The following is a 21,529-nucleotide window of genomic DNA, read 5'->3' on the forward strand; positions in this document are numbered from 1 at the left end:
CGGTGTCGACGGGTAGGTCGGTGCCAGATGCAGGGCGAAAACACGGATGCAGGCCGAGATCGGCGATCTCGGCCTGCATCCGTCTCCTGAACCTGCAGGTTGTGGCGTCGGTGCGCCGACCGAAGGTCAGGGAGCGGTGTAGCCGCCGTCGACGAGGTGGTAGCTGCCGGTGATGAAGCTGGCGGCGTCGCTGGCGAGGAACGCGATGAGGTTCGCGACCTCTTCGGGCTGGCCGAGGCGACCGATCGGGTGCTTGCTCACGAGGAACGCCTTGGCTTCTTCGCCCATCGTGGCGAGCAGCGGGGTGTCGATGAAGCCGGGGCCGACCGAGTTCACGCGCACACCCTGTGCCGAGTACTCGAGGGCGGCCGACTTGGTCATGCCGACGACGGCGTGCTTGGCCGCGACGTAGGCGGGGGAGTTCGCGAAGCCGACGCTGCCGAGGATCGACGCGATGTTGACGACCGAGCCGCCGCCGTTCGCGAGGATCGAGGGGATCTGCGCCTTCATGTTGCGGAACACGGCGTTGAGGTTGATCGAGATGACCTTGTCCCACGCGGCGTCGTCGTACTCGGCGGTGGGCGCGGATGCTCCCCCGATGCCCGCGTTGTTGACGCCGATGCGCAGCGGGGCGAGGGTGTTGGCGAGTTCGACCGAGCTGGCGATCCACTCGACATCGGTCGCATCGCCGACGGATGCCTCGGCGATGCCGCCGGCGGCGCGGATCTCGTCGACGACCGCGTTCGCGTTGTCCGCGTTCAGGTCGTTCACGACGACGGATGCGCCGTTCTGGGCGAGCAGCAGAGCGGTCGAGCGGCCGATGCCGCTGCCTGCTCCCGTCACGATCGCCGAGCGGTTCGAGACGTCGTACTGAGCCACGAGTGACTCCTCTTCCGGACGGTCGCGGTGCCGGGAGATCTTCTCGGACGGTCCGTCCTAGGGTTCCAGCCTACGCCTGCCGAAGGGGGATGGATGCGCGTGAATGGAAACTGTCAGGCCTCGAGGCTGTCGCGCAGGCCGAAGAGGGCAGCGGCCGCCCCGGCTGAGCCCGGGGCGGCCGCTGATGCAGGACTCGCGTCTACGGAACGATCACCGCACGGCCGCGGATGCTGTTCGAGGCGAGGTCCTCGTAGGCCTTCGGGCCGTCGTCGAGCGAATAGGTCTCGGTCTGCACATGGATCTTGCCCGCGCGTGCGAGCTCGAGCACCTCGATCAGCTCCGAGCGCGAACCCCAGTAGGGGATGCGCACGGCGGCGTCGTAGGCGATCGTGCCGAATCCGAGCGACATGGTCCCCCCGCCGATGCCGACGATCGTGACGTCGGCGTCGAGCGCTGCGACGCTCTGCGCCAGGGCCATGGTCGGGTTCGCGCCGACGAAGTCGAACACCGCGTTCGCGCCGAGGCCGCCGGTGATCTCGCGGATCTTCTCAGCCGCAGACGCATCGCTGATGAGCACGTGGTCGGCGCCGACTTCGGTGGCGAGCTCGAGCTTGGTGTCGTTCACATCGAGGGCGATCACCGTGGTGGCCGAGATCGCCTTGAGGATCTGGATGCCGACGTGGCCGAGCCCGCCGGTGCCGATGACGACCGCGAAGGTGCCGGCGCCGAGCTTCGGGAGCGAGCGCTTGATCGCGTGGTAGGGGGTGAGGCCCGCGTCGGTCAGCGAGACGTTCTGCACGGGGTCGAGGTCGCCGAGCGGCACGAGGTGGCGCGCGTCGTCGACGATCATGTACTCGGCCATCGAGCCCTGGCTGCCGAGACCCGGAGGGCGGATGCCTTCGGCCGCGGCGTTCGTGCAGTAGTTCTCCATGCCCTGCGAGCAGTTGTGGCAGCGACCGCAGCCCCACGGGCCGTAGACCGCCACGGCGTCGCCGACCTTGAGCGTGGAGTCGACGCCCTCGCCGATCTCGTGCACGATGCCGGCACCCTCGTGACCCAGCGTCAGCGGCAGCGGGTAGCTCTGCTCGAGGTAGTCCTTCTCGGGAAGACCCATGACGTAGTCGTCGGAGTGGCAGACACCGCCCGCGGTGATCTTGAGCAGGACCTGACCGGGCCCGGGCTGCGGGATGGGGATATCGACGACGACGGGGGGCTTGCCGATCTCGACGTAACGGAGAGCTTTCATGTGGTTCTTCTTCCTGGCGCTCGAGCGGTCTGCCGCGCGGTGCGGAGGCGTGGGCGCTCGAAGGCCGTCTCTTCCATTATCGATCCGGGGTGGCGCCGAGGCGTGAGGACAGCTCACGGGATGCTCGACCCACGAGGGTGCCGAGCGCATCCAGGCGCGATCCGATTCTGACCTTGGGGGCGCTGACATTGATCGCCGCGACGACGCGCCCCGTGAAATCCGTGATCGGTGCAGACGCGGCGACGACGCCGAACTCCAGCTCCTCGTCCGAAAGCGCGTAGCCCTGGTCGCGGATCCGCCCCAGCTCGGTGAGGAGGCTGGCGAAGTCCGTCACCGGGGCGTTGCCGGGAGGCGGCGCATCGAGCACCGGGAAGACGGAGTCGTCGGATTGGTCGAAGCGTCCCACGAGCGGCTGATCTCGTCCGTGGTCGTCATACCACTGCTCGAGCGCATCCTCATCCCAGTCGCTGAGGAGCGCGCGACCAGACGGGGTGCGCCATGCGGCCGTGGTGGTCCCCGCCCATCCGGTCGTGCGGACATCGTGAGGGCTCAGCTCGCTCATCAGAGTGAGCACGTTGCCACCTCTGAGTACGCACAGGTGGCTCGTCTCCCTCGTGGACTGCACGAGACGTCGGAGGATCCCCCGCGACGCATGCACGAGCGAGGTGCTGGCGGTTCGGGCGGCCAGTGCGTACAGCCGCGAGCCGAGCATGTAGCGAAGAGTCTCGTCATCGCGTTCTACGAGCCCGGTCTCGGCGAGAGTCGCGAGGGTTCGTGACGCGACGGCCTTGTCGCGTCCAGTCAACTGCGCGACCTGCGAGACGCCGAGTCCACCGGACCTCAAGGCCTCGTCGGAGCCGAGGATCTCGAGGATCTCGAAGTCCCGAGCCAACCCCGACGAGTTGCGGCGCACACCGTTTCCCACTGAGCGATTCATCCTCGAAGTCTAGATGCAGTTGCCATACGCGCAACACCCTTTGACCAAATGGATACAGCCAGTACCGTGAGTACACACCCGGTACCGGCCTCAACGACGAGACAGGAGCCCTCTTGACCGGATTCAACTGGGAAGACCTCACGGCCTTCCTCACACGCCGCGCTGACGACATCCTCGAGCTCACTCGGGATCACCTCGTCGTCGTCGTCATCTCTGTGCTGCTCGCTTCGGTCATCGGTGTCGGCCTCGGCATCCTGGTGCGCAACAGGCGGATCGCCCGGACGTCGGTGCTCACTGCCGCGGCCATCGCGATCACCATTCCGTCGCTCGCTCTGCTCGCTCTCCTCAGCCCCGTGCTCGGCCTCGGCTGGCTTCCTACTGTCGTCGCTCTCGTCTTCTACTCGCTGCTGCCAGTCGTCCGCAACACCGTGGTCGGACTCAGGGAGGTGCCGGTCTCCGTGCTGGAATCCGCTCGCGGGATGGGACTGGGGCCGACCCGCGTGCTGTTCACTGTGCAGCTTCCGATCGCGTGGCCGGTGATCATGACGGGGATTCGCGTCGCCGCGCAGCTCACGGTCGGCATCGCGGCGATCGCCGCCTACGTCGCCGGCCCCGGTCTCGGCGAATACATCTTCAAGGGGCTGTCGTCGCTCGGGTCCAAGAACGCGCTCAACTATGCGCTCACCGGCACCGTCGCCGTGATCATCCTCGCGCTCGTCCTCGACGGCATCCTCATCCTCGTCGCCCGTCTCACCACCTCAAGGGGTCTCCGTGCCTGACATCACCACGAACACCGGCGTTCTCACTTCTCTCGCATCGCAGCAGGCGGGCGTCGACATCGTCCTCGACCAGATCACCAAGCAGTACCCCGGGCAGGCGAATCCTGCCGTCGAGGACTTCTCAATGCGGATCGAACCCGGTGAACTCGTCATGTTCGTCGGTCCGAGCGGATGCGGCAAGACCACGACGATGAAGATGATCAACCGCATCATCGAGCCGACCTCGGGGTCGATCCGAATCAACGGAGACGACGTCCTCTCGCTCGACGGCAACGAGCTTCGCCGCCACATCGGCTACGTCATCCAGCAGATCGGGCTCTTCCCGCACTTCACGATCGCCGAGAACATCGCGGTCGTTCCGCGGCTGCTCGGCTGGTCGAAACAGCGCACCGCAGCCCGAGTGGAAGAGTTGCTGACGACGGTGCAGCTCGACCCCGGCATCTTCGCCGACCGCTATCCGCGCCAGCTGTCGGGCGGTCAGCAGCAGCGGGTCGGCGTGGCTCGTGCCCTCGCCGCAGACCCGCCCGTCATGCTCATGGACGAGCCGTTCGGCGCGACCGATCCGATCACCCGCGAGAAGCTGCAGGCCGAGTTCCTTCGGCTGCAGGCCGATATCGGCAAGACCATCATCTTCGTCACGCACGACTTCGAAGAGGCGATCCGCATGGGCGACCGCATCGCGGTGCTCAGCGACCGCAGCCGGATCGAGCAGTTCGACACCCCGGCTCGCATCCTCGCCGAGCCCGCCAACGACTATGTGCGCTCGTTCATTGGCGAAGGTGCCGCCCTCAAGCGCCTCGCGCTGATCCCCGTCGAGACGGCGCGCATCGGCTCGATCGACCCGACAGCACCCGATGCCACGATCGATGAGACCTCGTCTCTGCGCCAGGCGCTCGACCTGCTCGTGCTCACCGGTGCGCCGCGCATCACCGTCTCACGCGCGGGTCGGCCTGTCGGCTCGATCGATCAGGCGGCCATCTCGGCAGCCCTCGGTGCAGAGCCCCGCCCGCACGACGCCCAGCGCACGGCGGAGGCATGACGATGACAACCGACCAGGTCGTGCCGTCGGCGACGACGGTGCTGCAGACCCAGCGCGCTCCGCGTCGAAGGATGCCGACGCTGGTGAGACGGACGATGCCGCTGATCGTCGTCGCCCTCGTGCTTCTGGCGACATTCCTGTGGGTATCGAGTCTCGAACTCGACTCGATCGAACAGCGCACCCTCAACGGCGACTACATCATCGCCCGCATCGGCGAGCACCTGGTGCTATCGATCCTCGCCGCGGTGCTGGTCGCCATCCTCGCGATTCCGGCGGGCATCGCCGTCAGCCGGTCGCGCTCTCGGGTCTTCCGCGCAACGGTCATCGGCATCGCCAACATCGGGCAGGCGACGCCCGCGATCGGCGTCGTGATCCTGCTCGCCATCGTCTGGCAGACGGGCTTCACCACCGCCCTCGTCGCGCTCGTCGTATATTCCTTCCTGCCCGTGCTGCAGAACACGATCACGGGTCTCGCGCAGGTCGATGCCAGCATCAAGGAATCCGCCCGCGGCATGGGGATGCGCCCCGCCCAGGTGCTGCGCCGGGTCGAGCTGCCATTGGCATCGCCCGTCATCCTCGCGGGTCTTCGCACGGCGCTCGTCTTCGCGGTCGGAGTCGCCACCGTTGCGACCTTCATCAACGCGGGCGGGCTCGGCGACATGATCATCAACGGCTTGAAGCTGCAGCGGTACCCGGTGCTCGTCGTCGGCGCCGTGCTCGTCGCCTCCATCGCGGTCCTCATCGACTGGGCCGCCGGCCTCGTCGAGGAGGTCGTCCGCCCCAAGGGTCTCTGACCTCTCTGAACTGCACGAACACACCCGAATCCCTCCGAAAGGAACTCGACATGAAGACATCCAGATTCGCCTCATCCTCGATCGCCGTCCTCGCTCTCGGCGCCATCGCCCTCACCGGCTGCTCGGCCGGCGCCGGCGGCGGCGCGGGCGCACAGGGCGACGAGCTCGAAGGTCTCACGGGCGAGATCGGCTCCAAGGACTTCTCCGAGCAGTACATCCTCGCCTACCTCACTGCAGAGCTGCTCAACGCTCACGGCGCGGATGTGGAAGCGAACACCAAGCTCGTCGGTTCGGCGAACGTGCGCCAGGCGCTCGAGAACGATCAGTTCCTCGGCTACTGGGAGTACACCGGCACGTCATGGATCACCTACAACGGCAACACCGCACCGGTGCAGGGAGCCGAGGCGCAGTTCGACGCCGTGAAGGAAGCCGACGCGGAGAACGACATCGCGTGGCTCGACCCGGCGCCGTTCAACAACACCTACGCCTTCGCGATCCGCGAGTCCGAGGCCGATGCGCTCGGCGTCGAGACTCTCAGCGACGTCGCGGCCCTCCCGGCCGGCGACCAGACATTCTGCATCGAGAGCGAGTTCTCGACTCGGGATGACGGTATGCCGGGTCTCAGCGAGGCATACGGCTTCGATGCCTCCATCACCATGCTCGACACCGGCGTGATCTACACCGCGACCGAGAAGGGCGATGACTGCAATTTCGGCGAGGTCTTCCAGACCGACGGGCGCATTCCTGCTCTGGGACTCGTGGTGATGGAGGACGACAAGGAGTTCTTCCCGAGCTACCAGGGCGGATTCACGCTCAAGCAGTCGACGCTCGACGAGTACCCGGCCATCGCCGACGTGATCGCCGAGGTCAGCCCGTTGCTCACCACTGAGGTGATGCAAGAGCTCAACGCCCTCGTCGACGTCGAGGGTGAAGACCCGGAAGATGTCGCGATCGAGTGGCTCGAAGAGCAGGACCTGATCTGATGACCTCCGCGCTGCAGATCGGCGAGAGCTTCATCGGAAGCGGCGTGAACGCTGCGCACATCAACACCGTCTTCGGTCACCGCGACGGCCCTGCGGGCACGGCGTGGGCCACGGCACTGGCCACGCCGACCGCCGGGCATGTGCCCTTCGTCGCAGTTCTCCGACCGTCACTGCCCGTGAAACCCCTCACGCTGTTCGTCACGAAGTCGGCGCCGGCGAGCGACGGCCACGGCCTCCTCATCTGGGGGCCGGCGCAGGCGGGAGTCGCCGCCGGCGTGGCCGACGCGGTGGCTGAGGGGCACGTCTCCGCAGAGCAGGCCGACACCCACGCGCTCGTCGCGGCGGTCTGGGTGAACCCATCCGCCGACGACGCCGACCTCGTGTATCTGAACAATCGCGAGGCCACGAAGACCGCGCTCGCCAACGGGGCGCGTTCACTCCCCGCGCTCGACGACGTCCTGGCCGCACGGCACAGCCCGACGAATCCCTTCTACACCCCGAACCTTCCACCGAAAGATGCATAGCTCCATGAACGCTTCCACCGGGTCACCGCATGGCCCCCTCCCCACCGTCGGGTTCATCGGACTCGGCAACATGGGATCTGGCATGACCAAGAACCTTCAGGCCGCGGGCTATCCCCTGGTCGTCACCGATCTGCGACGAGAGTCTGCAGAAGGGCTGCTCGCCGAGGGCGCCTGCTGGGCCGAAAGTCCTCGGGAGGTCGCGGCCTCCAGCGATCTCGTCATCACGATGCTGCCGACACCTAAGCACGTGGCGGCGGTGGCATCCGGAGCGAACGGCATCGTCGCCGGCCTCCCCGACGGCGGCACCTGGGTCGACATGTCGACGTCGGTGCCCGATGTGCTCGACGGCATCCGCCGCACCGAGGCGCATCGCGGCCTTCATCTGCTCGACGCTCCGGTCAGCGGGATGTCGGTCGGTGCCGCGAAGGGGATGCTGCAGATCTTCGTCGGCGGCGATGCGGTCGACGTCGCTCGACTGCGTCCCGTCTTCGAGGCGATGGGCGACCCCGAGCGGATCCTCCACGTCGGCGGCCACGGTGCCGGCTACGCCGTGAAGCTCATGATCAACCAGCTGTGGTTCTCTCACCTCGTCGCGACGGCCGAGGTGCTCTCGGTAGGCGTCGCCTCCGGCGTCGATCTCGGAGTGCTCCGCGATGCGCTCGTCGCGAGCCCGGCGAACAGCACATTCGTCTCGCGCGACGTGCTCTCGATCCTCGACCACGGCGACTACGACGAAGGATTCGCCATCGCCCTGGCGTGCAAGGACCTGGGGCTCTCTGTCGATCTCGCGCGATCCGTCGGCATGCCGGTGGAGCTGTCGTCGCTGGTCGAGCAGATCTTCCGCAGGGCGCGAGCGCGATTCGGCGACCTCGCGGGCGAGATGACGCCGGTGCGTCTCTATGAGGAGATGCTCGGACGAGACCTGCGTCGCGAGGCCGGCGAGCACGCGGCGGAGGTGGCGGCATGACCGCCGCTCGGGAGCAGGAGCTGCTGGCGTCCCTGCCGAACGGGCTGTTCATCGGAGGCGAGTGGCGGGAGTCCGCGACCGGTGCGACCTTCGCTGTGCACGACCCGTCGACAGGCGAAGTGCTCGCCCACGTCGCAGACGCTGCGCCTGAAGACGGCGCCGCCGCGCTCGACGCCGCAGCATCCGCGCAGGCCTCCTGGGCGGCGACTCCGTCGCGCGAGCGCGGTGAGATCCTGCGCCGCGCCTTCGAGCTCGTCACCGCCCGTGCTGACGACTTCGCCCTCGTCATGACGCTCGAGATGGGAAAGCCCCTGGCCGAGTCGCGAGCCGAGGTCGGCTACGGCGCCGAGTTCCTGCGCTGGTTCTCGGAAGAGGCGCCGCGCATCTCAGGGCGCTATGCCACGGCTCCCGACGGTCGCAACCGGCTGCTCGTCGCAAAGCGACCCGTCGGCCCCAGCCTGCTCATCACGCCGTGGAACTTTCCTCTGGCGATGGCGACCCGAAAGATCGCGCCCGCGCTCGCCGCCGGGTGCACGTCGGTACTCAAGCCCGCGGCCCTCACTCCGCTCACTGCCCTGCTGTTCGCCGAGGTCCTGCGTGAAGCAGGGGTGCCCGACGGCGTGGTCAACGTCATCCCGACGACGCGCGCCGGCGCCGTCACCGGACCGCTCATCAAGGATGCGAGGCTGCGCAAGCTGTCGTTCACGGGCTCGACAGAAGTCGGTCGACGGCTGATCGCCGACGCCGCCGACCAGGTGCTTCGCGTGTCGATGGAACTCGGCGGCAACGCTCCGTTCATCGTGTTCGAGGACGCCGATCTCGACGCCGCGGTCGACGGCGCGCTGATCGCGAAACTCCGCAACGGCGGGGAGGCGTGCGTCGCCGCGAATCGCTTCCTCGTGCACGAGAGCATCGTCGACGAGTTCTCGAGCCGTCTCGTCGAACGGATGCGGCAGACGGTGCATGCCCGCGGCACGGATCCAGCGTCGACGCTCGGCCCGCTGGTCGACGAGTCGACTCGCGAGAAGGTGGCCGAACTCGTCGGCGGAGCGGTGGAAGACGGCGCGCGTCTCGTGCTCGGTGGTGTGACGCCAGAGGGGGCAGGGTACTTCTATCCAGCGACGGTGCTCGTCGATGTGCCGCAGTCCGCGCGCATCCTGCAGGAGGAGATCTTCGGTCCGGTCGCGCCCATAACGGCGTTCCGCGATGAGGACGAGGCGGTGCGCCTCGCCAACGCGAGCGAGTACGGCCTGGTGTGCTTCGCATACACGCGCGACCTGAATCGCGCGCTTCGTCTCGCCGAGCGACTGGAGACGGGAATGCTCGGGCTCAACACGGGCCTCGTCTCGAACCCCGCGGCCCCGTTCGGCGGCGTCAAACAGTCGGGTCTCGGCCGCGAGGGCGGTTTCGAGGGAATCGACGAGTACCTCGAGACGACGTACATCGGCATCTCGGATCCGTTCGCGTGACTCGGCGCGCCGGCATCCGGATCCCCGCAACCCCGCACTTCTGAAGGAGCATCTCTTGCACATCTCCGACTTCTCCCTGGATCACTTCTCTCTGCACGGGAAGCGCGCGGTCGTCACCGGCGGCAACACGGGGCTCGGTCAGGCATTCACCCTCGCACTCGCGAAAGGCGGAGCCGATGTCTTCGTTCCCGGCCTCTTCGACGACCATGGCGAGACCGCAGCACTGGTCGAGGCCGAGGGCCGTCGCTACGCCGAGCTGACGGTCGACATCACTGCTCCCGGCGCCCCGCAGGCGGCGATCGCTGCTGCCTGTGAGGCGTTCGGCGGAGTCGACATCCTGGTCAATTCCGCCGGGATCAGTCGGATCGCGGACGTGAGCGAATTCGGACGTGCGGACTGGGACCCGATGGTCGCCGTCAACCTGACAGCAGCGTTCGAGATGGCGCACGAAGCGGGCAAGCGGATGATCGCGCAGGGCTCAGGCAAGATCATCAACATCGCCTCGCTGTTCGCGTTCCTCGGTGGCCTGGGCTCGCCCGCCTACGCAGCGACGAAGCATGGGATCGTCGGCCTCACGCGGGCCTACGCCGATGAGCTCGGCGGTCACGGGATCCAGGTCAACGCGATCGCCCCCGGATACTTCACGACTCGCATCACGGAGCAGTCCCGAGCGGATGCTGAAGTGAACCGCCGGATCATCGAGCACACCCCAGCCGGCCGGTGGGGTGACGTCGCAGACCTCATGGGCGCGACCGTGTTCCTCGCCAGCTCTGCATCCGACTTCGTCAACGGTCACACCCTGACCGTCGACGGCGGCTATCTCGTGCGCTGACCGCGCCCCACCTCTCTACGAACAGGACATCACCCTCATGGTTGCTTCACGATCCGCCCTTTCACGCGACGAGATCGTCACCCGACTCGGCAAGCTGATCGGCTCGGCCAAAGTCGACACCGACCCGCACGAGCTGCGGGAGGCGAGCGTCGATCGCTTCAAGAAGTACACGGCTGTGCACGACATATTCGATGGTCCGATCCCGGCGGCCATCGCGTACGCCGAATCGACGGACGACGTCGTCGCGATCCTGCGTTTCGCCGACGAGAACCTGGTCAACGTCGTCCCTCGCACGGGCCGCACGGCGACCGAGGGAGGGCTCGAGACGATCGTCGACGACACGATCGTGCTCGACGGTTCGCGCATGAACGCGATCCTCGAGATAGATCCGGTCGACATGATGGTGACGGCGCAGTGCGGCGTGCCGCTGCAGACGCTCGAAGACGCTCTTCGCGCGCAGGGCCTCACCACAGGGCATTCGCCGCAGTCGAAGCCCCTCGCGCAGATGGGCGGACTCGTCGCCACCCGCTCGATCGGGCAGTTCTCGACCCTGTATGGCGGCATCGAAGACATGGTCATCGGCCTCGAGGCGGTGCTTCCCGGCGGTGACGTCGTGCGGATCAAGAACGTGCCCCGACGAGCCGCTGGCCCCGACATCCGCCACATCGTGATCGGCAACGAGGGTGCGCTGGCCGTCATCACCGAGGTCACCGTGAAGGTGTTCACCTACCAGCCGGAGAACAATCGTTTTCTCGGATTCCTCGTCGACTCGCTGCCGACGGGGGTCGCAGGCTTGCGCGACCTCATCGTCGCCGGCTACCGCCCCTCGGTCGCACGGGCGTACTCGGAGGAAGATGCAGCCCAGCACTTCTCGCATTTCGCCGAGGGGAAGGCGGTCGTGGTCCTCGTCGCGGAGGGACCGAAAGGCGTGGCGGACGCGACGGCGGCCGGCATCGAAGCCATCTTCGCCGGCATCCCGCATGAGAAGGTCGACAGCGCGCTCATCGAGTCATGGTTCGACAACCTCAACTGGGGCCAGGAGAAGATCGACGCGGAGAGGCGGGAGATGCTGGAGAAGGCGCATCTCGGCTACACGACAGAGGTCTCGATCGACTGGTCGGGCGTCGAAGAGCTGTTCGAGTCGGTGATGCGGCGGGCGCGGACCGAGTTCCCGCGCGCAGCCGATCTGACGATGCTCGGTGCGCACTCCTCGCACAGCTACCAGACCGGAACCAACCTGTACTTCGTGTACGACTACGACATCAGCTGCGAGCCGCGCGAAGAGATCACCGAGTACCACGAGCCCCTCAACGCGATCGTGGTGGAGGAGGCTCTGCGCCTCGGTGGGTCGATGGTGCACCACCACGGCATCGGCAAGTACCGCACGCCGTGGACCCACGAGGAGCACGGGACGGCGTACTCGCTGCTGCACACGCTGAAGCAGGGACTGGATCCGAACGGCATCATGAACCGCGGAACCATCTACCCGCTCGATGACGCCGAGGTGATCCCCGCGTGACTGCGCCGGCTGCGGGATTCGTCGTCGCGATCGACAACGGCTCGCAGAGCACCAAGGTCCTCATCGTCGACGAGGCGGGGGCGGTGCATGCGAGCGCACGTGTGCTGCTGAGGCCGTATGCCTCTCCAGCGCCGGGGCGGTGGGAGCATCCGGACGACGACCTGTGGGACTCGATCGTCGCCGCGCTGCGGGCAGCGATGGGCGAGTTCCGTGGCGATCCGGCAGAGATCCGAGGGGTGGGCCTCTGCACCATACGATTCTGTCGGGCCGTGCTCCGAGCCGACGGGCATCTTGCCCAGCCCGTCATGAGCTGGATGGACGAGCGAGTTCCGCGGGCGTATGAACGCGAGACGGACGACGCCGTCTTCGTGACCACGTCCTCGGGGTACATCGGTCATCGGCTGACGGGGGAGCGGCGGGATGCCGCGGGCAACGTGCAGGGCGTCTGGCCGGTGGACACCACTCGATGGACGTGGAGCGCGGATGCCGAGGATTACGTCCGCTGCGGCATGGACCCGTCGATGCTGTTCGAGCTCGTCGCCCCCGGGGAATCGCTCGGCACGGTGACGCCAGAGGCGTCCGCCGTCACAGGACTGCCGGTCGGCATCCCCGTGATCGCCACCTCGAACGACAAGGCCGTCGAGGCGCTCGGAGCGGGGCTGCGAGCCGAGGGCGATGCGCTGCTCTCGCTCGGCACCTATGTAGCCACCATGACGCCGGGCCGTGAGGTGCGTCAGAGCGACGCTTTCTGGACGAACTTCGCTGCTGAACCGCAGGGGTATCTCTATGAGAGTCACGGCGTCAGGCGTGGCATGTGGACCGTCAGCTGGTTCCGCGATCTGCTCGCCTCACCGTCAGGGGGATACTCCGAGACAGACCTCAACCTCGGCGCCGAACTCGTGCCGCCAGGGTCGGGCGGTCTGTTCGTCGCCCTCGACTGGTTGGCGTCCGTCGATGAGCCCTGGAGGAGGGGCGCGATCGTCGGATTCGATGGAACCCAGGGCCGATTCCACGTCTACCGCGCGATCCTCGAGGCGCTCGCGATCGAGACGTCGCTCGCGGATTCGCGCGCTCGCGGGGCTCTGGGGCGACCGCTCGGCGGTCTGATCGTGACAGGCGGAGGCAGCGCCTCCGATCTGATGCTCACCATCCTCGCCGCCGTCTACGGCGTCCCGGTGCGCACCCCTGCGGTCTCCGATGCGGCGGGAATGGGGGCGGCGATCACGGCCGCAGTGGCTACGGGGTTGCACCGATCCGCTGACGAGGCGGTGGCTTCCATGGTGCGGATCGACAAGCAGGTCTCGGTCGACCCGAGGCTCAGGGAGTCGTACGTGGCGGTGGCGAAAAGATACGCCACCGTGCTTCCCCGTGTTCGTGAGCTTTTCGCGGGAAGCGACTCCTAGTTCCTCTTGACATCCGCCTCGCTCAGGCATAACGTACAACCAAATGGTTGCACAACGAGAACTGAGCGAAGCGGAGGTCGACCGTGTGTTCCACGCACTGGCGACGTCGACCCGGCGCGACATCCTGCGACGGACGATCGAGCGGGAGCAGTCCGTCTCGACCCTCGCCTCCGAATACGACATGTCGTTCGCCGCGGTGCAGAAGCACGTCGCCGTGCTCGAAGCGGCCGATCTCATCGTCAAGCGCGCCGAGGGACGCGAGCGGCTCGTCCGCGCGAACCCCGAGATGATCGCCCGCGCCAGGGCGCTCCTCGCCCGGTACGAAGAGCTGTGGCGGTCGCGCATCGCCCGACTCGACGACCTGCTGGCCGAGAGGCCGGCATCCAGCACAGACAGCACCACCAGCACCGACATCCCAGAAGATCCACGCAACGAAGAAGGAGTCTGACAATGCCTGTCACTGACGTCGTAACCGATGCCGAGAACCTCACGATGACCGTCGTCGCCGACCTGGCGGCACCGATCGAACGAGTGTGGGACGCATACACCGACCCCCGCCAGCTCGAGCGCTTCTGGGGCCCTCCCGGGTGGCCGGCCACCTTCACCGCCTGGGACCACACCGTGGGCGGCAAGGCGAACTACACGATGCACGGCCCCCGTGGCGAGAAGGCATCGGGCACGTGGGAGTTCCTGCGCATCGACGCTCCGCACAGCTTCGAGGTGCTCGACGCCTTCGCCGACGAAGACGGCACGCCCGACGCCGACCTGCCCTCCATGCGCATGGTCTTCACGTTCGAGTCCACCGCCGAGGGCACGCGCATGGTCAACACGAGCCACTTCGCGACGGCCGACGCGCTCGAGCAGGTCGTGGCGATGGGCGCGGTCGAAGGCACCACGCTCGCGATGAGCCAGCTCGATGCCGTGCTGCAGGATCTTCGCGACTACGCACAGGGCAAGGGCACTCGGGTCGAGCTGCTCGACGACGTGCATGTGCGCATCACCCGCCTGGTCGAGGGACCGCGCGACCTGGTCTGGAAGGCTCACAACGACCCCGAGCTCATGAAGAAGTGGCTGCTCGGTCCCGACGGGTGGGAGATGACCGAGTGCGTCGTCGCGACCGAGGTCGGCCAGACGTATCGCAACTCGTGGGCTCCGGTCGGCGACACCGAGGGGCAGCCCTTCGGATTCGAGGGAGAGGCTCTGCTGATCGACGCACCTCGTCGGTCGGTGCAGACCGAGCGGATGATCGGGATGCCGGTCGAGACGCTGAACGACCTGAACCTCTATGAGGAAGACGGCGCGACGCTCATCACGCTCTACATCGAGTATCCCGACAAGGAGACGCGCGACATGATCCTCGCCACCGGCATGGCCGACGGCATGGAGACCTCGTACGAGCGCCTCGAGCGGGAGCTGCTCACGGTCTGACGCCGGTCGTCAGCGGCTGCGGGGTCGGGATGCGGGGTCAAAAACGCATCCCGGCTCCGATGCGGGCCGAGCGGCAGTCGCTACGAGTCGACTGAATCGGCGCCGCGACGCGGGGCGCGGGTCGACCAGATCGCCAGCGGGATGAGCACCGGCTGGAAGAACAGCCGCACGAACCGCTTCATGTCGGTGTCGAGTCCGAAGGCGTCGCGGTGATGCGTCCACTGGGCGATGTTGCCCGGGAAGACCGCGACGAAGAACAGCGCGGCGATCACACCGACGAGTCCTCGATGCTTGCGTGCGACGAGCAGCGCGGTGCCGAGGCCCACCTCGACCACACCGGATGCGAGCACGGTCACGTCGGGGTCGATCGGCACCCATTCGGGCACCTGCGCCTGGAACTCGTCGCGCGCGAAGGTCAGATGCGAGACGCCCGCGAAGACGAGCGAGGAGCCGAGAAAGATCCGGCCGATGGTGCGTGCGACATTCTTCGCCATGGTGCGAGTGTACGCGGGGCCCTGTCAGTGCACGGGCTGCGTGCGCCAGGCGGGGTGCGTCGGATGCGGCCGCGGGCCCGCCGATCCCCGCGACAGGCGCTCGCGCAGCGTCTCGCCCTCGCGATAGCTCGACCGGGCGAGCCCGCGCCTGCGCAGCTCGGGGACGGCGAGCTCGATGAAGTCGCGCGCCGATTCGAAGCTCACGTCCTGACTGAGGTTGAACCCGTCGAGGTTCGCGTAGTCGGCGATCTGCTCGAGCCGGGTGGCCACGTGCACCGGATCTCCGACGATCTTCCAGTCGCCGCCGATCCCGCTGCGCGGCGCCGCCTTCTCGGTCACATCGGCGACCGTCTGTCCTGCGCGCCAGCCGCGGATCAGGAGTCGGTATCCATGGTCCTCGCGTCGGATGATGTCTTCGACGAGCTCGCCGGGCTCGTACCGGCTGAGGTCGGGGGTGCGCCCCGGCTGTGCGAGCGCCTCGCGAGGCGTGCGGTAGCGGGCATACTCGGCATCCTTGTCGTGCGCGGCCTGTTCGGTCTCGGCGACGACCACGTGCGCGGCCGAGAGGAATGAGATCGTGTCGGGATCACGGCCGAACAGCTCGGCCTTCGTGCGAATGGCAGCGACGTTGTCGCGGATGTCGTCGAGAGTCGATCCGCCCACGAACACGACCTCCGCGTGCGTCGCGGCGAAGTCGAGCCCGCGCAGTGAGCTGCCCGCCTGGAACAGCACCGGCAGCCGCTGCGCGCTCGGCGCCGTCAGGCTGGGGCCCGCCACTCGGAACCGGGATCCGACGTGATCGATGTATCGCACGGCATCCGATTCGGCGTACACGCGACGGTCTCTGTCGGCGACGATCGCCTCATCGTCCCACGACTCCAGCAGCAGCCGATAGACGACCTCGAGGAACTCGTCGGCGATCGCGTAGCGAGCGTCGTGCTCGATCTGATCGTCGAGTCCGAAGTTGCGTGCCGCGTTGGTGAGGTACGACGTGACGATGTTCCAGCCGATCCGGCCCTTCGAGAGGTGATCGAGCGTGGCGAGTCGCCGTGCGAATGAGAACGGCGGCTCGTACGTGGTCGAGAACGTCGCGACGAGTCCGAGGTGATCCGTCGCATCGGCGAGCGCGCCCAGCACGATCAGCGGGTCGAGCGCGGGGATCTGGAACCCCTCGCGAACCGCGGTGCCGAGGCCGTCGTCGAACACGTCGTACGCGCCCAGGACATCGGCGAGGAACAGCTCGTCGAAGGTGCCGTACTCGAGCAGCGAGCCGAGCTCACGCCAGAACGAGAGGTCGGCGATGCGGTGACGCTGATCTTTCGGATGCGTCCACAGGCCGTGCGACAGGTGCACGGGCGATGCCATCTCGAAGAGGCTGAGCACCAGGGGGCGGTCGCGCTCGGTCATTCGTCGCCCGCCTTCTCCGCAGGGGACGCTGCCGCGTCCGCATTGGTCCCCGCGTCCGCGGCAGCATCCGTCTCCGACCTGCGCGCCTCCCGTTCGGCGAACGCATCGGGAAGCTCGCCGAACAGCGTCCGATATCCGACGGCGCGCTCGCGTGCGGCGATCGGGTTGTGCACGCCGATGGTCCGGGCGTTGCGCCAATGCCGGTCGAGCACTCTGCTCTGCGCGACCGACGACGACCCGCCCACGTCGAAGACGTCGCTGGTCACCGACAGCACGAGCGGAATCACCGCGACTTGCGCGGAGTAGGCAGCGACGTCTGCCGCCTCGAAAGGCGCCTTCCCTTCCGCTCCGTCGAGCGCAGCGTGGTGCGCGTCGTCGATCCGCTGCGCCGCGTGCAGCACAGCCGCCTCGGCGGCGAACGCCGTACCCGCGGCGCGGCCGAGCACAGCCTGCGACAGAGGGTCGTCCTGCGCGGCGGCCCCGGTGATGAGGGAACGCGTGCGCGAGCGCACGTAGTCCGCTGCATCGTCGACCGCCGCGTGCCCGATCCCGGCGACGACGGCGAGCAGGAAGAGCTGATAGAACCCCGAGATGTAGCTGCGATCCCGCGATCCCGGCGAGTACACCGTGAGGTGGGCGCGGTCGACCTCCACATCGGTGAACGTGGTCGTCCCGGTGCCGGTCAGGCGCTGGCCGAAGCCGCTCCAGTCATCGTGCACGGTGACTCCCTCGGCATCCAGCGGCACCGCGATGGTGGCGTGCTCGTCTCGGAACCTCGCCGTCACGTTCGCCCAGTCCGAATAGATCGTGCCCGTGCTGTAGTACTTCTCGCCGTTCAGCACCAGGGTGCCGTCGTCGCGCTCGCTGATCACGGTGTTGCTCTCGGCCGGTGAGGGGCTGGCCGATTCGCTCTGTGCGTTGCCCACGACGACGCCGGCCACGGCCTGTTCGCCCCAGTGCCTGCGGTACTGCGGATCTTCGTGGGTCAGGCGCACCTCGAGAAAGGCGAAATGTCCTCGCCAGATGTGCGCGACGTTCGAGTCCGCCCGCGCCAGCTCGATGATCAGACGGAAGAGATCGACGGCGGATGCTCCGGCTCCGCCCCACTCCTCCGGAACACGCACCGCGCCGAAGCCGGCATCGCGCAGCAGCTGCACCTGTTCGAACGGCAGCGTTCGGGTGATCTCTCGCTCTGCAGCACTCGAGGCGATCTCGGCGAAGAGCGGGCGGAACCGCTCGGCCAGACGCTCGTACGAGTCCGCGGATGCGGGCGGCGCGATCGTTGCAGGGGTGGTCATACGTGGCTTCCAATCGTGAGGGCGCCGGTGGGGGCCGGGCGGGAGAATCGTGGGATCGCTGTGAGGAGCTCTCGCGTGTAGGCGGCCTGCGGGCGATCGAACACGTTCGACACCGTGTCGTGCTCGACCACTGCGCCGCCCTGCAGCACGAGCACCTCGTCGCTGATCGCGTTGACCACGCCGAGATCGTGCGAGATCAGCAGCAGGGCCACCTGCGTCTCACTCTGGATGCGCACGAGCAGGTCGAGGATCTGCGCCTGGATCGACACATCGAGCGCCGAGACCGGTTCATCGCCGACGATGATCGTCGGCTCCAGCGCGAGGGCGCGGGCGATCGCGACGCGCTGTCGCTGACCTCCCGAGAGCTGGCGGGGGCGCCGGTCGAGCAGTCCCGTGCTGAGCTCGACGTGATCGAGCAGCTCGCGCACGCGAGAGCGGCGTGCGCGACGGTCGTGACGACCCAGCACGCTCACCGCTTCGGTGAGGATCTGCTCGACCGAGTGGCGCGGGTCGAAGGAGCTGAGCGGATCCTGGTACACCGCCTGGATGCGCTGACGCAGCGCCGCACGATCACGCCCCCGCACATCGCCCCATCGGGTGCCGGTCACGGTCACCTCGCCCGCATCGGCGCGGTCCTGACCGAGCAGGATGCGGCCGGCGGTGGTCTTCCCCGATCCGGACTCGCCGACGAGGCCGAGCGTACGCCCGGGATGCAGTTCGAACGAGACGTCGTCGAGCGCTCGCAGGGTGCCGCCGGTCGGCAGACGGAAGGTCCGGCTGATGTGCTGCACACGGGCGACGGCTTCGCCACGCGGCGCGGGCGCCTCTGGACGATCGGAAGACGGATGCTCGACGACCGTCGCCGCGCGTCGAGGACGGTTCGACGGGATGGCCGCGATGAGGCGGCGCGTGTAGGGGTGCTCGGCGCGGGTGAAGACGTCATCCGTCGTTCCGGTCTCGACGATGCTCCCGTCTTTCATGACGATCACGCGGTCCGCGATCTGAGACACGACGGCGAGATCGTGTGTGATCAGCAGCAGCGTGCGGCCCTCGTCCTTGAAGCGTCCGAGCAGGCGGAGGATCTGCGCCTGCACAGTCACGTCCAACGCGGTCGTCGCCTCGTCGAGGATGAGGAACGGCGGTCGCGCCGCGATCGCGCTGGCGATCAGCGCACGCTGGCGCAGGCCGCCCGACAGCTCATGGGGTCGCTGGCGTCGGCGCAGCTCGGGCTCGGGCACGCCGACGTCGCGCAGCAGCTTCAGCACTTCCTCCTGTCGGCGCTCCGCGCTCCAGGAGAAGTGCTCGCGAAGCGGCTCCTCGATCTCGCGGCCGATGGTGCGCAGGGGATCGAGCGAGACCAGCGCATCCTGCAGCACGAATCCGATCTCACCGCCCCGGATGCCGCGCCAGGCGCGCTTCGAGGCGGAGCGGAGATCATGATCGCCCAGACGCAGACCGTCGGCGTGCACGGTGCTGACCTCGCCGGTCAGCCCGACGAGCGTGCGGGCGGTGACGCTCTTGCCCGACCCCGACTCACCCACGATGGCGACCGTCTCACCGGCGTCGATCGAGAAGGAGATGCCGTGGACGACCTCGGTGTGCTCGGCCCCGCGGCCGAATCCGATGCGCAGGCCCGCGACGTCGAGCAGTGGAGCGGTCATCGCTTGCCCTCCAGACGCTGTTGCAGAGTGCGTCCGATCGTGGTCGTCGAGATGACGAGTGCGGTGATGGTGAGCCCGGGGAAGATGCCGTACCACCAGGCCCGCTCGAGGAAATTGCGCGAGACCGACAGCATCGAGCCCCACTCGGGTGTGGGCGGAGCGACGCCGAGCCCGAGGAAGGTCAGCGCTGCTCCGGCCAGGGTCGCCGTGCCGATGCCGATCGTCGCGAGCACGAGCACCGGGCGGATGGCGTTCGGCAGCACATGCACGAGCGCGACCCGCGTGCGGCTGAGACCGATCCCGTGCGCGGCCTCGATATAGCCCGCATTGCGGATCGCCAGCGTCTGCCCCCGCACGAGCCGGGCGTAGCTCGGGATGCCGGCGATGCCGATCGCCAGCAGCGTGTTGACGAGCCCTCCTCCGAAGATCGAGATGATCAGCAGGGCCAGCAGAAGCTCGGGGAACGCGAGCGACACGTCCGTGAGGCGCATGAGCGCAGCATCCAGGAACCTGTTGCCGAGCCCGGCGGCGAGTCCGATCAGGCTGCCGACCCCCAGCGCGATGAACGTCGCGCCGATGCCGAGGAACAGCGCCGGCTGCGCCCCGTAGATGATGCGGCTGAGCACATCGCGTCCTGCTTCGTCGGTGCCGAGCAGATGTGCGCCGCTGGGAGGGGCGAGCACGTTCGAGGTGTCGGTCGAGAGGGGGTCGTAGGGCGCGAGGGCGCCGGGCGCGAGCGCCGCGACGACGATCAGCCCGAAGAACCCGAGTGCCACCCAGAAGCCGACGGGAAGACCGCTCAGTCGGCGTCGTCGTCGTGACGGACCGGGGTCTTCGACCGGCGCAGTCGTCTGCGCGGTGAGCAGTGTGGGTGGGGCGAGCTCTGTCACGCTCATGCGTGCGCCTCCGTTCGGATGCGGGGGTCGATCAGCGGATACAGCAGGTCGACCACGAAGTTCACGCCGACGTACGCGACCGCCGCGAGCAGCACGAGCCCGAGAACCAGCGGAACGTCGCTGGCATTCGCGGCTGTCACGAGCACGCGGCCGATGCCCTGGCGGCTGAAGAGCGTCTCGGCGATCACCGCACCACCGAGCAGCCCGCCGATGAGAAAGCCGCTGAGCGTGCTGAGCGGGATGAGCGCGTGACGCAGCGCGTGACGCAGCCGCACCGTGATCTCGCTCACGCCCCGGGTGCGCGCCGTGACGATGAAGGGTTCGTCGAGTGCATCCTCGAGGGCGCCACGGAAGACCTGGATCAGGGCCGGAGCGGTACTGAGGGCGATCGTGAGGGCCGGGAGCACGAGGGTCGCCGGCCCGTCGCTGCCGACCGACGGCAGCAGGTGCAGCGAGTACGAGAAGATCGTGAGCAGCACGATCCCGATCCAGAATCCCGGCGCGGAGAGGAAGAAGATCTCGACGGCCGACGAGACCCGGTGCGCGACGCGTCGCTTCGCCGTGAGCAGCGCCACGGCGAGGGTGAGGGCGATCGTGACCACGGCGGCGGTCCCGGCGAGCTGCAGAGTCGGGCCGAGCTGCTCCCCGATGACGTCGACGACGGGGAGGTCTCGCTGATACGAGGTGCCGAGGTCGCCGGTGAACAGCCGGCCGAGATACGTTCCGTACTGCACCCAGAGCGGCTGGTCGAAGCCGTACTGCTCGCGGATCGCCGCCTCCTGATCGGCCGTCAGGCTGACCTCCGCGCCGCCGACGACCGCGTAGACGCGGTCGCCGGGCAGCACGTACAGGGCGACGAAGGCGAGGGTGATGGCGCCGAAGAGCACTCCGACTCCGGCGATCGCGCGTCCGAGCGCGTGGCGCAGATATCCGGCCACGTCGCGCGGGGCTCGTGTCGAGGTCATCAGGGCTCC

21 protein-coding genes are annotated in these 21,529 nt (G+C 67.9%); 12 read left to right on the plus strand and 9 right to left on the minus strand.

The window, feature by feature from the left end:
• Nucleotides 1–126 precede the first annotated feature (126 nt).
• The 3 genes from AC3WS6_RS03680 to AC3WS6_RS03690 form a co-directional block, all read right to left on the minus strand.
• A complete protein-coding gene (locus tag AC3WS6_RS03680; protein ID WP_492499719.1) occupies nt 127–879 on the minus strand; it encodes an SDR family NAD(P)-dependent oxidoreductase in 753 nt (250 codons plus the stop codon).
• A 199-nt stretch (nt 880–1,078) separates the two neighbouring features.
• Entirely contained in the window at nt 1,079–2,125 is a 1,047-nt protein-coding gene (locus tag AC3WS6_RS03685; protein WP_492499720.1) for an NAD(P)-dependent alcohol dehydrogenase, read from the minus strand.
• Nucleotides 2,126–2,201: 76 nt separating this feature from the next.
• The gene (locus tag AC3WS6_RS03690) at nt 2,202–3,062 is read right to left on the minus strand and encodes an IclR family transcriptional regulator (protein WP_492499721.1); all 861 of its coding nucleotides are present in this window, start codon (nt 3,060–3,062) and stop codon (nt 2,202–2,204) included.
• 113 nt (nt 3,063–3,175) lie between these two features.
• Between AC3WS6_RS03690 and AC3WS6_RS03695 the strand changes: the two genes are divergently transcribed.
• The 12 genes from AC3WS6_RS03695 to AC3WS6_RS03750 are packed head-to-tail and all read left to right on the plus strand — an operon-like array spanning nt 3,176 to nt 14,799.
• The gene (locus AC3WS6_RS03695) at nt 3,176–3,841 is read left to right on the plus strand and encodes an ABC transporter permease (protein WP_400862890.1); all 666 of its coding nucleotides are present in this window, start codon (nt 3,176–3,178) and stop codon (nt 3,839–3,841) included.
• The gene (locus AC3WS6_RS03700) at nt 3,834–4,880 is read left to right on the plus strand and encodes an ABC transporter ATP-binding protein (RefSeq protein WP_431074620.1); all 1,047 of its coding nucleotides are present in this window, start codon (nt 3,834–3,836) and stop codon (nt 4,878–4,880) included. The genes AC3WS6_RS03695 and AC3WS6_RS03700 overlap by 8 nt, the downstream gene beginning before the upstream one ends.
• Nucleotides 4,877–5,674 carry an ABC transporter permease gene (locus AC3WS6_RS03705; protein ID WP_492499722.1) on the plus strand — a complete coding sequence of 266 codons (798 nt, stop codon included), beginning with the start codon at nt 4,877–4,879 and terminating at the stop codon, nt 5,672–5,674. Before AC3WS6_RS03700 ends, AC3WS6_RS03705 begins: the two co-directional genes overlap by 4 nt.
• A gap of 50 nt (nt 5,675–5,724) precedes the next feature.
• Nucleotides 5,725–6,657 carry a glycine betaine ABC transporter substrate-binding protein gene (locus tag AC3WS6_RS03710; RefSeq protein WP_431074618.1) on the plus strand — a complete coding sequence of 311 codons (933 nt, stop codon included), beginning with the start codon at nt 5,725–5,727 and terminating at the stop codon, nt 6,655–6,657.
• Entirely contained in the window at nt 6,657–7,181 is a 525-nt protein-coding gene (fae, locus tag AC3WS6_RS03715; RefSeq protein ID WP_492499723.1) for a formaldehyde-activating enzyme, read from the plus strand. Before AC3WS6_RS03710 ends, fae begins: the two co-directional genes overlap by 1 nt.
• 4 nt (nt 7,182–7,185) lie before the next feature.
• On the plus strand, nt 7,186–8,148 hold the full coding sequence (locus AC3WS6_RS03720; RefSeq protein ID WP_492499724.1) for an NAD(P)-dependent oxidoreductase: 963 nt from the start codon (nt 7,186–7,188) through the stop codon (nt 8,146–8,148).
• Nucleotides 8,145–9,617 carry an NAD-dependent succinate-semialdehyde dehydrogenase gene (locus AC3WS6_RS03725; protein WP_492499725.1) on the plus strand — a complete coding sequence of 491 codons (1,473 nt, stop codon included), beginning with the start codon at nt 8,145–8,147 and terminating at the stop codon, nt 9,615–9,617. The genes AC3WS6_RS03720 and AC3WS6_RS03725 overlap by 4 nt, the downstream gene beginning before the upstream one ends.
• A gap of 55 nt (nt 9,618–9,672) precedes the next feature.
• A complete protein-coding gene (locus AC3WS6_RS03730) occupies nt 9,673–10,449 on the plus strand; it encodes an SDR family oxidoreductase (protein ID WP_431074614.1) in 777 nt (258 codons plus the stop codon).
• Nucleotides 10,450–10,486: 37 nt separating this feature from the next.
• Entirely contained in the window at nt 10,487–11,968 is a 1,482-nt protein-coding gene (locus tag AC3WS6_RS03735; RefSeq protein WP_492499726.1) for an FAD-binding oxidoreductase, read from the plus strand.
• Entirely contained in the window at nt 11,965–13,371 is a 1,407-nt protein-coding gene (locus AC3WS6_RS03740) for an FGGY-family carbohydrate kinase (protein WP_492499727.1), read from the plus strand. The genes AC3WS6_RS03735 and AC3WS6_RS03740 overlap by 4 nt, the downstream gene beginning before the upstream one ends.
• Before the next feature lie 43 nt (nt 13,372–13,414).
• Complete coding sequence (locus AC3WS6_RS03745) at nt 13,415–13,819, plus strand: ArsR/SmtB family transcription factor (protein WP_492499728.1); 405 nt, start codon at nt 13,415–13,417, stop codon at nt 13,817–13,819.
• Between the two features lie 2 nt (nt 13,820–13,821).
• Complete coding sequence (locus AC3WS6_RS03750; protein WP_492499729.1) at nt 13,822–14,799, plus strand: SRPBCC family protein; 978 nt, start codon at nt 13,822–13,824, stop codon at nt 14,797–14,799.
• A gap of 80 nt (nt 14,800–14,879) precedes the next feature.
• Here AC3WS6_RS03750 and AC3WS6_RS03755 read toward each other — a convergent pair whose 3' ends face one another.
• The 6 genes from AC3WS6_RS03755 to AC3WS6_RS03780 are packed head-to-tail and all read right to left on the minus strand — an operon-like array spanning nt 14,880 to nt 21,520.
• Nucleotides 14,880–15,293, minus strand: a complete 414-nt coding sequence (locus tag AC3WS6_RS03755; protein ID WP_492499730.1) for a DoxX family protein — start codon at nt 15,291–15,293, stop codon at nt 14,880–14,882.
• 24 nt (nt 15,294–15,317) lie between these two features.
• The gene (locus AC3WS6_RS03760; protein WP_492499731.1) at nt 15,318–16,700 is read right to left on the minus strand and encodes an NtaA/DmoA family FMN-dependent monooxygenase; all 1,383 of its coding nucleotides are present in this window, start codon (nt 16,698–16,700) and stop codon (nt 15,318–15,320) included.
• Nucleotides 16,697–17,998 carry an acyl-CoA dehydrogenase family protein gene (locus tag AC3WS6_RS03765; protein WP_492499732.1) on the minus strand — a complete coding sequence of 434 codons (1,302 nt, stop codon included), beginning with the start codon at nt 17,996–17,998 and terminating at the stop codon, nt 16,697–16,699. The genes AC3WS6_RS03760 and AC3WS6_RS03765 overlap by 4 nt, the downstream gene beginning before the upstream one ends.
• A complete protein-coding gene (locus AC3WS6_RS03770; protein ID WP_492499733.1) occupies nt 17,995–19,659 on the minus strand; it encodes a dipeptide ABC transporter ATP-binding protein in 1,665 nt (554 codons plus the stop codon). Before AC3WS6_RS03770 ends, AC3WS6_RS03765 begins: the two co-directional genes overlap by 4 nt.
• Nucleotides 19,656–20,555 (minus strand): ABC transporter permease, encoded by a 900-nt coding sequence (locus AC3WS6_RS03775; protein ID WP_492499734.1) that lies wholly within the window; start codon nt 20,553–20,555, stop codon nt 19,656–19,658. The genes AC3WS6_RS03770 and AC3WS6_RS03775 overlap by 4 nt, the downstream gene beginning before the upstream one ends.
• The gene (locus AC3WS6_RS03780) at nt 20,552–21,520 is read right to left on the minus strand and encodes an ABC transporter permease (protein WP_492499735.1); all 969 of its coding nucleotides are present in this window, start codon (nt 21,518–21,520) and stop codon (nt 20,552–20,554) included. The genes AC3WS6_RS03775 and AC3WS6_RS03780 overlap by 4 nt, the downstream gene beginning before the upstream one ends.
• Nucleotides 21,521–21,529 lie beyond the last annotated feature (9 nt).

Source organism: Microbacterium sp. EB106-03-03-XG65 (assembly GCF_058791955.1).

Excerpts from the sequence above, each read along its gene's own strand:
- AC3WS6_RS03685 (WP_492499720.1), bottom strand. The coding sequence starts at position 2,125 with ATGAAAGCTCTCCGTTACGTCGAGATCGGCAAGCCCCCCGTCGTCGTC.
- AC3WS6_RS03690 (WP_492499721.1), bottom strand. The coding sequence starts at position 3,062 with ATGAATCGCTCAGTGGGAAACGGTGTGCGCCGCAACTCGTCGGGGTTG.
- AC3WS6_RS03705 (WP_492499722.1), top strand. The coding sequence starts at position 4,877 with ATGACGATGACAACCGACCAGGTCGTGCCGTCGGCGACGACGGTGCTG.
- AC3WS6_RS03710 (WP_431074618.1), top strand. The coding sequence starts at position 5,725 with ATGAAGACATCCAGATTCGCCTCATCCTCGATCGCCGTCCTCGCTCTC.
- fae (WP_492499723.1), top strand. The coding sequence starts at position 6,657 with ATGACCTCCGCGCTGCAGATCGGCGAGAGCTTCATCGGAAGCGGCGTG.
- AC3WS6_RS03720 (WP_492499724.1), top strand. The coding sequence starts at position 7,186 with ATGAACGCTTCCACCGGGTCACCGCATGGCCCCCTCCCCACCGTCGGG.
- AC3WS6_RS03725 (WP_492499725.1), top strand. The coding sequence starts at position 8,145 with ATGACCGCCGCTCGGGAGCAGGAGCTGCTGGCGTCCCTGCCGAACGGG.
- AC3WS6_RS03735 (WP_492499726.1), top strand. The coding sequence starts at position 10,487 with ATGGTTGCTTCACGATCCGCCCTTTCACGCGACGAGATCGTCACCCGA.
- AC3WS6_RS03745 (WP_492499728.1), top strand. The coding sequence starts at position 13,415 with ATGGTTGCACAACGAGAACTGAGCGAAGCGGAGGTCGACCGTGTGTTC.
- AC3WS6_RS03750 (WP_492499729.1), top strand. The coding sequence starts at position 13,822 with ATGCCTGTCACTGACGTCGTAACCGATGCCGAGAACCTCACGATGACC.
- AC3WS6_RS03755 (WP_492499730.1), bottom strand. The coding sequence starts at position 15,293 with ATGGCGAAGAATGTCGCACGCACCATCGGCCGGATCTTTCTCGGCTCC.
- AC3WS6_RS03760 (WP_492499731.1), bottom strand. The coding sequence starts at position 16,700 with ATGACCGAGCGCGACCGCCCCCTGGTGCTCAGCCTCTTCGAGATGGCA.
- AC3WS6_RS03765 (WP_492499732.1), bottom strand. The coding sequence starts at position 17,998 with ATGACCACCCCTGCAACGATCGCGCCGCCCGCATCCGCGGACTCGTAC.
- AC3WS6_RS03770 (WP_492499733.1), bottom strand. The coding sequence starts at position 19,659 with ATGACCGCTCCACTGCTCGACGTCGCGGGCCTGCGCATCGGATTCGGC.
- AC3WS6_RS03775 (WP_492499734.1), bottom strand. The coding sequence starts at position 20,555 with ATGAGCGTGACAGAGCTCGCCCCACCCACACTGCTCACCGCGCAGACG.
- AC3WS6_RS03780 (WP_492499735.1), bottom strand. The coding sequence starts at position 21,520 with ATGACCTCGACACGAGCCCCGCGCGACGTGGCCGGATATCTGCGCCAC.